Genomic DNA, 13,583 nt, shown 5'->3' with positions numbered 1-13,583 from the left:
CTTAACTCGTATTTAATATCCACTTACTCCAGTACTTCTTCAAGGGTTTTCTTTTTGAAAAAATGGAGCTTCGTTTCAGAAATAATAATGGCACAAAGAACCAGGATGGCACCAATGCCCATTCTCAACGTGATAAATTCACTTAATAAAATGATCGAGAAGACCATCCCCCATAAAGCTTCGGTCGATAAAATGATGGCCGCATTTGTTTCGGTTGTGTATTTTTGGGCGACTGTCTGCAGTAAAAATGCAATTGTTGTCGAGAAAACACCCAGATATAACACATTGGAAACGCCTTCCACACTCGTCGAAAAGCTTGTTTCCCCCTTGAAAAGAACGACAATAAACCCTAAAATTGCAGCCATTGCCATCTGAATAACCGTTAAGAGAATCGGATCCTCATCCTTTACAAACTGTGCTGTATAGAAAATATGGAAAGCAAACCCTACCGCGCATAACAATGTAAGCAGGTCCCCGAAATTGACTTCAGACGAAAACTTCAGTGAAATGACGCCGACCCCTGTTATCGCCATAATCGCTCCAAAAAGCTCAAACTTATCCATTTTTCGCTTATAAATAAAAAACGCAATAAACGGAACAATTACTACATTTACCGCGGTTAGAAAGGCATTTTTGGATGGGGTTGTATATTGCAATCCCACCGTTTGCAGGGCAAATGCCACATATAAAAAGATGCCAATAATCGAGCCTTTCATAATCGTGCTCTTTTTAATCATTTTTAATTTCTTAAAAAATACAATACTTAACAAAAGAACACCAATCAAAAACCGAATCGCCAAGATCTGGTACGGTGTGTAGTGCTCAAGTGCAATCGCACTTGCCACAAACCCGCTGCCCCAAATAATCGCTACAATCGTAAGACCGATTTCCCCAATATATTTACGCGTGCTCATTTAATCATCCTTTAATTTTTTCTCGAAAAATTCCAGAAACACACTCGATGTCCATGTAAAAGAGGTATCGACGAGTCCCTTTCCTGAGATTGGGTCAAAATTCTCTGCCATACCGCCTACTAACGTAAGATTTAAAAACTTATCTCTTATTCTCTTTCCAATTTCACTGTAGCCAAAACTTGTTAAAGAATCAACAAAAAGATAAGTAACCGGCGCCCAAATCGGACCAAGCCAGTAGCCATTTTCTTGATACAACGGACTGGATGGCATTTCTGTTGCGAAACCATACGTGGTTTCAAAGTTTTCTACCAGGTCGCAAACAAGCTGGTCCATCACCTTTTTCTCTAAACGATAGCCAATTAAGACAGGCAATCGTAAAATCAAGCTAGAACGGAAGTCGATCTTTTCGGCATTTTTTCCGACACGCCCAAAGAAACCATTTTCGTCATAAAGTCGCTCCATCAGTAACACAAATAAAGAATCTGCCTTTTGAGTAAATCGAATCGCTTCGGCCTCTTCTCCAAGCATCACGGCAAACCGAGCTAAACTATCATACGTTCTGATTAAAAAGCTTGCTAAATCTGGTGCTTCGACCGGCATACCTTGATGGAACAATGATGCATTATCCCAGCCCGAGTCATTTCCATGCTTATAATGCGGGAGTCTGCCTTCATAGGTCCGATATACATCATAATACTGGATAACTTTTTTTGTAGAATCATAAATTTCACGTAACCGATTGGGATCCTTGAAATAGTCATTCATATCCATTAGCTTTTCATATACATACGTAAAGATCGGCGGTTTAATGCAGTTATAAGAAACAAATTTATCATTGACAAAATCAGGATACGTCCCTGAATCGTCCTGGGTATCGATAAAAATTTTTAACTGTGAATAAGCAAGCTCCGGATAGTTCGCACCCAAATGCAAGGCATTAAAACAGTTATCCCATGACCAAATGTTTTGCATCCACAGCTTCGACATATACATCGCATAATCTTTCAGGATGCCGTGGGGATGGACGACACTTGACCAGGTAATGTAAGCGGCACGATCAATTGAAGGCTGGTAATGCTCGCTTGCCTTCGTCAAGTTCGTTACCCATTCCCGGTAAAGCCCTTCGACCTTTTCTTTCCCTGCTTCAAAGCTTGCGTATTCCTTTTGCTGATAAACAGTACGATAGCTTTCGATGACAAAATGGCCATTTTTCATCCGAATGTCGATAAAGTCATTTCCAATCACATTCCATGGCGCCTCAACCGACATCTCACCTGTAAGGTTACTGATCATCAGCTTTAATTCCTTCGGATAAATGTGGTATTCAAACATCCCATCTTCATATTCATGTAAAGTATCGTACTTCACTTTACTTGCCTGCAAACGGACCTCCACTCCGCTTGTTTCAATATGAAGTTCATCCTCCTCCGGAATAATGATTTCCGCATACTTCTCTTCATCGCCCACTAATTGAAAGCGCAAAGCCGTTTCCGTTGCAAGTATGTCGAAATCTTTCTCCACGCCATTCTGTAACAGATCTAGTTTAAAAAGCTTGGATGGTGCGTCATCCCCACCGTGTACATCCCGGAGATAAATTTCATCGGAATCTTTTTCCTGTGATACACAAAAATACGATCCAAATCGGGAAAAGGGAATTTCTCTAATATCAAGTTTCATGGATTCATTCTCCTTTTTAGAAAAGCGCAAGCGCTTGGGCGCTGGAGCTGGACAATTCTCAAACTAATATTCTCCTATTTTATAATAAGCAGGGTTTCCCCTGCTTACGTTTAACGTGCGATAAAGAATTTGCTTTCTTCTACTAAATTGCCCTTCTTGACTTTTCTCATTTCAAATTGAAGGTGGAAATCTTCTACTCCTACTCGGTACGGAGGAAGCTGCTCTTCGCCGCAACTATTGCTGCCCACACCGCTTTGCTTATAATCAATCGTCAACACATTGTAAGCTGACTTTTTGATGTTACCGCGATGCTTCGCCTCTTCAAGAGAACTTGTTTCATAATCATGGATCGTGAAATCATGTTCTTCTTTAAAATTAACTAGGTACATGTCTTCACCTTTTGCAACTGCTAAGAAAGAAGTGTCACAGCGTGAACCATTTTCCTGTGGATACACATAATCAATATGCATTTCTTCAACCGTCTTGCTGTATAGCCCAATCGGCTGGCTGCGTTTCGTGTCTTGATACGATTCAGAATCGCCGCGTCCATACCAAGTTACCTCGTTATAATCCTGATTAAGCTGTATGGTGACGCCGATTCGTGGCAGCATCTCAGGAATTTCGTTGCCGCGCACAACCTTTTTGCCTTTAAGGTCAACGTTAAGCGCACCATTTTTCGCGATGCGGTAGTTGTAAGTGAGGTGGAAGCCCCACGCTTGGTTTACAGTTGATAGATAGTTAGTGATTTCAATATCGATATAGTCTTCAACCGCTTCGTAGGTAATCGTTCCTAGCTGTTCCTTTGTATTTTTCAGGAAGTACTTATTAATCCAGTCATCCTTTTTATACATATCATTGTCAATAATCGCGCGCCAAAGTGTTACCTCAGGGCCTTTATGGATGATTTCCTCTCCTTCTACTGTGAAGGATTCCAGGCTACCAAATACCTTTGAAAAAACAGCCTTGAGTTTGTTGTTTTCAATGGTAAGCTGAGCCGCCCCGTCTTCGATGATAAAGTCAGATCCGTCAGATACGACAGCTTTTACTGTTTTCTTCACTTTAGTAGCAGCAAGCAAGAAACTTGCCTTCGTAATCTCATGCCCTTTGTCTGCATGGAGGGTATCTTCCGCTTCACGATAGCTTAGATAGATACGAACATCGTCATAGCGGGCTGCTTTTACTAAATCTACTGGTAAAACAAGCTCCGCTTCTTCCTGCGCCTCGATGCTTGGTAATTTGATTTCTTTTTTCTCAATGAGAGTATCAAAGGATTTGACTGTAACATGAAGAACGATCCCACTTAAATTCCTAAAATCGTATAAGTTTTTAACAAGAACCTTTCCTTCTTGTAAATCTACTTCCTCCGTTACAATCGGCTCAATGACTTTTTTATACTCAATCAGTCCAGGTGATGGCGTTTTGTCCGGGAACACAAGCCCGTCAATACAGAAGTTTCCGTTCGTTGGGAAATCTCCGTAGTCTCCGCCGTAAAGATAGATAGTTTCGCCATTTTCATTCGTCGTTTCAATCCCATGATCACACCATTCCCAAATGAAACCGCCTTGTAATCTTGGATACTTCCGCATGACCTGTTGATATTCGGTTAAGCCGCCAGGGCCATTCCCCATTGCGTGGCCATATTCACATAGAATATGAGGCTTCTTGCCTTCAGCATCCTTGCCGATTTCTTCAAGTGGCGCCAAACGGGTGTACATCGTTGTGTATACATCACTATAAGCTGCAACTCTATCACCCTCGTAATGGACGAGTCTTGTTGCGTCGATGGCCTTGATGGCATTGTTCATAGCAGTGAAGTTACGTCCTGCGCCTGACTCATTTCCCAGTGACCACATGATGACACTTGGGTGGTTGCGGTCTCTTTTCACCATCCGGACAGCACGGTCCACATATTGTTTTTCCCACAGCTCATTATCAGAAATCCAATTGTAATTGCCTGTATTTTCAAATCCGTGACACTCAAGATCGGCCTCATCAATCACATATAAACCGTATTCATCACACAAATCATAGAACACATCATTATTTGGATAGTGGGCAGTCCGAACAGCATTGATATTATGCTGCTTCATCATTTTGACATCCTTGAGCATATCCTCATAGTTCACCGTTCTACCGGTCTTTGGATTGGCATCATGTCTGTTTACACCGTTAAAGAAGATCCGTTTTCCGTTGACACGAATTTCGTTATCGATGATTTCAATCGAACGGAAGCCGATTCTGAGCGGTACAATCTCCTTTCCACCGGTTGGCAATACATATTCAAACTCAAGTGTATAAAGGTTCGGCTCCTCAGCATTCCAAACATGCGGATTTTCTACCAATCTACTGAATTCGAAGCGGCCATCGACCACATCAATCGCAAATTCAGCGACTTTTTCATCCCGATGTCGAAGAGTCACGTTAACATTTTTTACATAATTACTAAAAAACGCTCCGCCAATTTTCAATGTAAAATTTTCATAGTTTTCATCCGGCAATGTTTCAACAAATAGATCCTGCAGTGTGTCCTTATTGATGGTAAATAGCTCGACGCTACGGAAAATCCCGGAGAGCCACCACATATCCTGGTCTTCTAAATAGGTACCATCGGAAAATTGATACACTCTTACGGTTACACGGTTGCTTCCTTTTTTCACAAACTCCGTAATGTCAAATTCGGAAGGCATTCTGGAAACCTTACTGAAGCCAACATGCTGGCCATTTACATATAAATCAAAAGCAGAATCGACCCCATTAAAGGTTAGAATCAGCGCTTCTTCCTCTGAAAGTTCGTCGATCACGATCTCCTTGAAATAAATCCCAGTCGGATTTTCCTGCGGCACAAATGGCGGATTGATCGCAAAAGGGTACAACACATCGGTATAATGCATCTTGCCATAGCCCTTCATCTGCCAGCTGGATGGTACTTCAATATCATCCAACTTCGCAATCGCAAAATCCTCTGTCTCGAAGCCCTTTGGAGAAAGCTCAGGTGCATCTACAAAGAGAAACTTCCAAACTCCATCGAGCAATCGATAGCCAATACTATTTTCTCTATTGAAAGTGGTCGCATTCTCTCTATTTTCATATCGATAAAAATTGGTATGGGCGGGAAGTCGATTGATCCCTGTCAGATGGATATTTTCCCATCTTTTCATTTCACGTAGCATAATATCTTCCTCCGAATAAATCTTAGTTGAAATTCTAGGCCTTTTTATACGAAAATTACTTAATCGATCCACTGGTTCCTTCCACAATATACTTCTGCGCAAACAGGAAGACGACGACAGGCGGAACAATCATCACGAGTGTAATCGCCATAATCGGTAAAATTTGCAGGGTATGAACTCCCTTAAACGCTGCAAGTCCTAGTGCTAACGTATATTTTGATTGGTCCTGAAGGTAAATTAATGGACCAAGATAGTCGTTCCATACTAATAAAATATTTAATACCGCGATTAAGATCAGTGGCGCCTTCATGATCGGAACGAATATCTTAAAGAAAATCTGAAATTCATTGGCCCCATCAATTCTTGCTGCATTTTCCAAATCCTTAGGAATATTCATCAAAAACTGTCTAAGCAAAAAGATATAATAAGCAGACCCAAAAAACGCCGGGACAATTAATGGTTTTAAAGTGTTAATCCAACCGAACAGATTAAATTCCATGTATAAAGGAATCATCGTAACATCCCATGGAATCATCATCGTTGCAAGCAAGAGAACGAACAGGATATTTTTATATTTAAAATCATATCTGGCAAACCCATAGGCAACCAACGAACAGGAAATCAATTGTCCTAACGTCGTCATCACCGTAACGATCACCGAGTTCATCAGATACGTTCCAAAAGGCTGGCTGTTCCAGGCATCCACAAAGTTGTGCCACTGCGGAACTTTTGGAAAAATCTTTGGCGGAAAACTGAAGACCTCAGCTTGCGTTTTTAAAGCAGAAAGGATTACCCACACAAATGGCAATAAGAAATAAAGTGAAAATAATCCGAGAAGGCCGTATATGATTACTTTGTGCTTCTTTGACATCTTCATTTTTTCTTCTTCCCTTCTTTTTTCACTTCATTTTCATAAAAGACCCAGGTGGAGGATGATTTAAAGATGATCATCGTTAAAATCAAAATTACGATGAACATGAACCAGGCGTTTGCACTTGCATATCCTAAACGATGGTGCTTAAACGCGTTATTAAATACATATAAACCGTAGAAATAGGTTGATTTTAACGGCCCTCCGCCCGTTAACAGGATCACCAATGTTAATTGCTGTAATGCTGCAATGACCGATGTAATAACGTTAAATAAAATCGTTGGCGTAATACTTGGGATGGTAATGCTGATGAATTGACGAAGCGGGCTGGCACCATCAATCGCTGCTGCTTCATAGATTTCTGCCGGAATCCCCTTGATATCCGTATAGAAAATCAGCATCATCGTTCCTACGCCCCAGGCACTTGCGATGACGATTGTCAGGATCGCCCATTTGGGATCAATCAGCCATCTTGGCCCGTCAATGCCAATTAAGGATAAAATATAGTTTAAAATTCCGTATTCGGAGTTGAAAATCCATCCCCAAATAATCGAAATCGCCACACCGGAAACAACCGCCGGCATATAGAAAATTGTACGGAAAAATTTCATTCCTTTTACAGGTTGAGTAATTAGGAGAGCAAGAATTAATGCGATAACCAAATTTAACGGAACGAAAATAGCGGCAAATTTCAAGGTAATCCATAAGGATTTATAAAATTGGGGATCGTTTGTAAACATTTTTTTATAGTTGTCGATCCCAATAAATGTCGCGTCACTCGTAATTGGCCAATCAAAAAAGCTCATGACTAAAGAAAAAGCCAATGGTCCCAAGGTAAACACCAAGAACCCAATGATCCACGGTGAAATAAATAAATAGGGTACTTTCCTACCTACTAGTTGATAGCTATTCGCTTTCTTCGATTTACCAAACATAAGATGACCCCTTAAAGTTCAGATTAAAATGAAGGAAAGCACCCAACATTTGATGTGAAGTGCTTTACCTCATTACAGATTTACCATTTTACTCGACAACACTGCTTAATGCTTTTTTTGGATCCATTAATGAGCTTGGGTTAAAGATTTGCTCGAATACAAGATTTAGATTATCAGAGACTTCGCTCCAGTCATCCACGATGAAGGAAGATGGGGTGTAGCCGTCACTCTTTTCCAACATGGAGTAGAACACACTTCTCAGTTCATCTTGCTCAAGCTTTTCACTTTTTACGACAGATTTTAAAACTGGTAATTCAAAAGCAATTCTCGCTTTATTCGCTTCTTCATTCGTCCAGAATTTAATAAACTCAAACGCTTCTTTTTTGTGCTTAGAATCCTTCGAAACAGAAATACCTGAAGAGCTTAAAATACTTACACTTTTTCCATCTTTAAACTTCGGTAATTCAACGACGCCGTAATCAATACCAGCTTCTTTTAATGGAGTTAATCCCCATGCTCCATAGACAAACATGGCTACTTTACCAGACTTCATTTCTGTATCGCCTGAACCTTCAGAGGTAATCGCGATCCCACTCTTCTCCATCTTTTGGAACATTTCAAAAACATCAACTGATTTCTTTGAATCCAGGTTCCCTTTTAGCTTTCCATTCTTATCAACATAGGCCGCATTGTTGCCCCATAGGTACATTTCAAAATCATATGGATCCGGCTTACCAGAGAAAGCAAATCCCGTTACCTTTGTTTCTTTATTTGTTAGCTTTTTGGCTGTCGCTTGGAGATCTTCCCAAGTCCAACCCGCTTTAGGATATTCAACTCCTGCTTGATCAAAAAGGGCTTTGTTATAGTAAACAACATGCGTTGTATATCCAACTGGCAGCCCAAGGACTTTTTCATCTACTGAATTGTAGTTCCAAAGGGTTTCATAGAAATTGTCTTTGTACTCTGCACCCTCTTTTTCAATATAAGAATCAAGAGGCTCTAATGCATCCTTGTATTGCGGATAGTTCCACATATACATAACATCCGGTGCATCTTTTGCACCCATACCAGCGGTGATTTTTGTATCATAATCACTACCATAAGCTTCTAAAACAACGTTAATATCTTTATGAGTTTCATTAAACTTATCAATCAAACCTTGCTGTAATTTAACATCGTCGCCAACATCCCATGTAGCAAATCGAATTTTGACTTTTCCATCGGCTGTTTTATCACTGCCGCCATTGCCTGACGATGAACTACAACCCGCTAAAAGTAATCCTGATGCAATGGCTACTGATAAAATTGATTTTACTAGCTTCATAGTGATCCTCCTTTTATACTGACAAATACATTGTATTCTGAATTTTACTAAATGTAAACGGTTTTATTTGCATTTTTACTAAAATATTTAGGCGAATTTATAAGAATTATGTGATATGAAAAGGTTTTGTGAAATTTATACAAGTTTGGAAAGTAGTTAACTTTAAGTGAGTGGGAGGTAAACGGCTTTTTTACGGAGGATACTTTTAGTAAAATTAGTGTTCTTTTGTTTGGCATTTGGAGGATATTGCGGCGTAACTTCTTAAAAATTGAGTGAATGGTCACTATCGGTTGGTTATTGTGACCGTACCTTCGGAAAAATCGTTTGGATGGGCACAACCGGTGGGGGATTTTGACCGTTCCTTCGGTAAATTCGGGTGGACGGGCACAATCGGCGGGGATTTTGACCGTTTCTTCTGTAAAATCGGATGGATGGGCACAATCAGCGGGGGATTTTGACCGTTCCTTCGGTAAAATCGTGCGGATGGGCACAATCAACGGGGGATCCGTTCCTTNGACCGTTCCTTCGGTAAAATCGTGCGGATGGGCACAATCAACGGGGGATTTTGACCGTTCCTTCGGTAAAATCGGGTGGACGGGCACAATCGGCGGGGGATTTTGACCGTTCCTTCGGTAAATTCGGGTGGACGGGCACAATCGGCGGGGGATTTTGACGGAGAACGGTTCTACTTCAACTTTTTGGCTCGAAATCCACGGAAACACCTACGTAGAGCAATTCTACATCGACTTTTTAACTCATTCGCCTCGGAAACACCTACGTAGAGATGGTTTCGTCGCATCCTGTATGTCGTAATCGGCAAAAACTCCGTCGTAAAGTCCATATTATGCAAATGAAGAACTATCTTTTTAAAAATGTCGACGATTTGTCCTTCATCTTTTTTACTTTCTTAGCTACGGTGGCTTATACCTTATTTAAGCTACCCAACTTGGACAAATTCCTCGGTTTCGGGCGCTTATACCCCTTATAAGCTACCCAACTTGGACAAATTTCTCGGTTTCGGTAGCTTATACCCCTTATAAGCTACCCAACTTGGACAAATTCCTCGGTTTCGGGCGCTTATACCCCTTATAAGCTACCCAACTTGGACAAATTTCTCGGTTTCGGTAGCTTATACCCCTTATAAGCTACCCAACTTGGACAAATTCCTCGGCTTCGGGTGCTTATAGCCCTGTTAGGCTACCCAACTGAGACCTCGATTTGTCATGAAACAAGAATGTTCAGGTATCAGTGGACCAGACGAGGTGCCTGTCCCAGTACCACTGAATAAGTTATTGCTTTGAGCAATATATTTAACAAAAAAAGAAGTTAGCCACCTATATTATAGTAGGTGATTAACTTTCTTTTTCTCATTTCATGGACGTTGTCAGTGCCCTCTGCCTGTCCCTTTGTCCCTCTTCTAATCAGTCAAAGCTTCAATTAAAGTGTTCACTTCTGTTCCTAGAGCCTGTTTTGCATTTTCGGTAATATGTTTTTGCAATCCTTGATTGTCCATATGCTTCAGGAAGTCCTGCGCACTCTTAATGGCCTGTGGTAAGTGTCCTTTTTTATATTGATCTTCTGACTGTTTAAGACTGTTTGTTAGCTGCACCTTCATTGGACCGCCTAATTCCCCGGAGTCAGCAAATTTTTTGATGAGTTGCCCGATCATATCGTACATATCGCTAACCGATACCGTAGCTGCATGCGCAGGATCAGATTGTGCTGATTCACCGACACTGTTGATAGCCGTAACCTTGTAGTAGTAATCTGAACCAGGGTGTAAGCCCGTATCAGTAAAGGAATTTGTCGTTAGCGGTTCGGTATTGATTTTTTCGAATGCTCCATCACGTGTCGTTGAACGATAGACGTTATAGCTGTCCGCACCGGAAACGGTGTTCCAGCTAAGATCCACTGTTTTGATGCCGGTTGCTTTTGCAGACAATGATGTCGGTGCATCGGGACTGTATTGCTCTTTATCCGAGATCAATGAATCGTAGACAAGGGCAGAAATTGGAACTAAATTAGCGATTGGAAAGTTCGACCCGGCAAATCCATTTGGAGGACTAACAACAGGCGAATGCCTTAAGTTAGTCAGTATCGTAATACTCATATTATAAACCGGATCGATAATCGTTAACGTTCCTGTCCAGCCTTGATGCCCGTACGTGCTTCGGCTCGGACCCCAATTGAAATAGTAATAAGCAGCAGCGCTTTTTGAATGTACCCTCCAGCCCAAGCCAGTGGTTGATGAGTCTATCTTGTTTGGATCGGGATCATATGGTGTCGTAAATTCATCAGCAACTTCTTTGGTGAAAAATTGTGTTCCGTTATAAATACCGCCGTTAAGCATAAGCTGTGTTAAAACGCCCATATCACCTGCCGTGGAGAATAATCCGGCATGTCCGGCAACTCCAGCCATTGAGTACCAAGCCTTCTCATCATGGACCTCACCTTGTAACGTATATTTTCTGATATTAACCGGTGAATTGTCATCCATTTTTCCGAAGTTAATAAAACCATCACGGGTATTACCATTTAACTCTGTTGCCGCAATTTGCGATTTTGAAAAGCCTTTTGTTAATGGGTTAAATACAGAGTGCGTTAATCCCATCTTATTATAAATATGCTTTTCCACATATTGGTCTAATGGCATTCCGGTAATCTGTTCCACTAGTAAACCTAGAATCATAAAATCGACATCACTATAAGCGTACGTAGTTCTAGGAGTATATTGCAATGGAGTTTTACAAATGACGTCGATTACTCCTGCTCGATTCGTATGATCAATAGTTTGATACCATAACTCACCTGCTGAATTCTTATTTGGATATTCCGGATCGGGAATAAGTCCGCCGTAGTGATGGAGGATATCACGGATCGTAACCGTTTCTTTTCCGGTCCGCGGTGTTTTATTTAGCCCGCCGCTGCCTCCTAGTGTCCACTTACCGGTGTAAACAGTATAGCTATCTTTAAAGTTTTCCCAGCCAGGAAAAGAGCTTAGTGGCTGATCTAAGTTTAATTTCCCCTCCGAGACGAGTTTTTGGATGGCATAGTTTGTTGCATACATTTTCGTGTTGGAAGCCATATCAAATAATGAATCTACTTTTGCTTCTTCCCAGTCGGATTTAGGCAAAAGTGTCGCAGGTTGATAGGCTCCATCGACAAATGGGGTATCATACTTTTTCAAATAGCCATACGCGGATTCTTTGACAACTTTTCCATCCTTCACGACTATCATCGCTGCCGCTGGAAACCCACTCTCGACTTGTTGATTAATATAATCATCAATTTTACTTAGTTTTTCAGAAGAAAAGCCTACATCTTCTGGAGCTTTGGCACGGGTTACTTGATCATAAGCAACGTTTTGTTGCTTGAGCAAAAGTACCTTATTATGATCAGCGAGGGCGGCAACTTGAAATAATCTCTCGATGTAGCCTATCGATAAATAATAGTTGTTCCCATCCTTATATCCGTCTACGTCATGGAAAACGAGGTCGGTATAGGCAGAGGTCATATTTCCAGTTACATTAGACCCGATTCGGTTCGTATTAATATTAATCTCAAAATAGTCACGATCATGGTAGATGGTTAAAATGTCGGCGGTTCCGGTATTCGCGCCGTCAAATTTGTACGTGTTCTTCCCATATTTATAAGTCAGATTTAATACATCTTTTAAATCTTCAACGGCCACGTACCCTTTATTGTCCTTCTTAGTAACAAGCTTAGAATCGATGGAAAGAGGTTCATTGTATACGCGAGGGTCGCCATCAATCAGCCATATTTCAGCTTTTCCGTTTTTGGCTCTTACAAATCTTTTATCTTCAGGAAAAACGCTGTCTTCTTTTACGACAACTCCTATGTAGGCATTGTCATCGCTGTTTGGAAAATTGTACGTCATTTTTAGTCCGAATCCATCCGTAGTTTTTTCTGCCACGGTACCTTTTATCTGACCATCTAGAGTAACCGCCTCCAAATTTCCTGTGTAGTTGCCACCTTTTTTATGATAGTGGACGATGAGTTGCGTATTTGTCGCTGCGAAGATGGAAGAGCTGGCTGGAATAAAGGTTAATACCATTGCAATAATTGTCATCATGGTTACGATCCCTTTTCTTGTCAATGTTTGCACCTCTTTTAATTATTTTTCCGTGGTCATTTGATTAGCTGAATTAGATAATGTTGGACGCCAATCACTTGCCGGCAATCGTCAAAAGGCTAATCTGATCAGGTTTTACCAGCGGACATCACTCCTTGAATAGTTTTCTATGATTCATCTCCAGCTCAAAAAGCACGAAAATAAAACCACCTTGTTCGAATAATCCGTACAAAAATGGCTGCCATTATATTCAGATTATACGGAATATTATTTCATATTAGAAGGTTAAATTGTGAAATTTTGTTACATTGGTTCCTTTATACCATTTTTCTGTTATAGGTCTAGGAAAAAGGAAAGGGGATATTTTCGACAAATATCGGGGCGTGACAGGCACCGGAATCTAATTTCCAATTTTATCAGCGAGATAAGAGCTTAATAAAAAAAAAAAGGTTCACAAGCATGATTATACTTTGTGAACTATAAGAATAGCGCCTAGTCACTCCCCGAATTAAGTCGAAAAATTTCACATAATTCGGGTGTTGACAGGCACCGCAATTTAACAATCTTCGACAAACTTCGGGGCGTGACAGGCACCATGT

At 40.8% G+C, this 13,583-nt stretch carries 7 protein-coding genes; all 7 read right to left on the bottom strand.

What is annotated here, in order from left to right:
- Positions 1-23: 23 nt before the first annotated feature.
- Positions 24-914: a DMT family transporter gene (locus tag AA980_RS10435; protein WP_024030865.1), complete on the bottom strand. Its 891-nt coding sequence runs from the start codon at positions 912-914 to the stop codon at positions 24-26.
- Positions 915-2,591 (bottom strand): amylo-alpha-1,6-glucosidase, encoded by a 1,677-nt coding sequence (locus tag AA980_RS10430; RefSeq protein WP_024030864.1) that lies wholly within the window; start codon positions 2,589-2,591, stop codon positions 915-917.
- 110 nt (positions 2,592-2,701) lie between these two features.
- Positions 2,702-5,761, bottom strand: a complete 3,060-nt coding sequence (locus AA980_RS10425; RefSeq protein ID WP_024030863.1) for a glycoside hydrolase family 2 TIM barrel-domain containing protein — start codon at positions 5,759-5,761, stop codon at positions 2,702-2,704.
- 55 nt (positions 5,762-5,816) lie between these two features.
- Positions 5,817-6,638 carry a carbohydrate ABC transporter permease gene (locus AA980_RS10420; protein WP_024030862.1) on the bottom strand — a complete coding sequence of 274 codons (822 nt, stop codon included), beginning with the start codon at positions 6,636-6,638 and terminating at the stop codon, positions 5,817-5,819.
- The gene (locus AA980_RS10415; protein WP_024030861.1) at positions 6,635-7,567 is read right to left on the bottom strand and encodes a carbohydrate ABC transporter permease; all 933 of its coding nucleotides are present in this window, start codon (positions 7,565-7,567) and stop codon (positions 6,635-6,637) included. Before AA980_RS10415 ends, AA980_RS10420 begins: the two co-directional genes overlap by 4 nt.
- A gap of 88 nt (positions 7,568-7,655) precedes the next feature.
- Positions 7,656-8,891 (bottom strand): ABC transporter substrate-binding protein, encoded by a 1,236-nt coding sequence (locus AA980_RS10410; RefSeq protein WP_047771533.1) that lies wholly within the window; start codon positions 8,889-8,891, stop codon positions 7,656-7,658.
- Positions 8,892-10,308: 1,417 nt separating this feature from the next.
- Positions 10,309-13,008 (bottom strand): penicillin binding protein PBP4B, encoded by a 2,700-nt coding sequence (gene pbp4b, locus AA980_RS10400; protein WP_024031192.1) that lies wholly within the window; start codon positions 13,006-13,008, stop codon positions 10,309-10,311.
- Between the last annotated feature and the right edge of the window lie 575 nt (positions 13,009-13,583).

The organism is Neobacillus vireti (genome assembly GCF_001026695.1).
Taxonomy (GTDB): domain Bacteria; phylum Bacillota; class Bacilli; order Bacillales; family Cytobacillaceae; genus Neobacillus; species Neobacillus vireti.
Note: the sequence above shows the minus strand (reverse complement) of the source record. Positions and strands in the feature narration are given on the sequence as shown.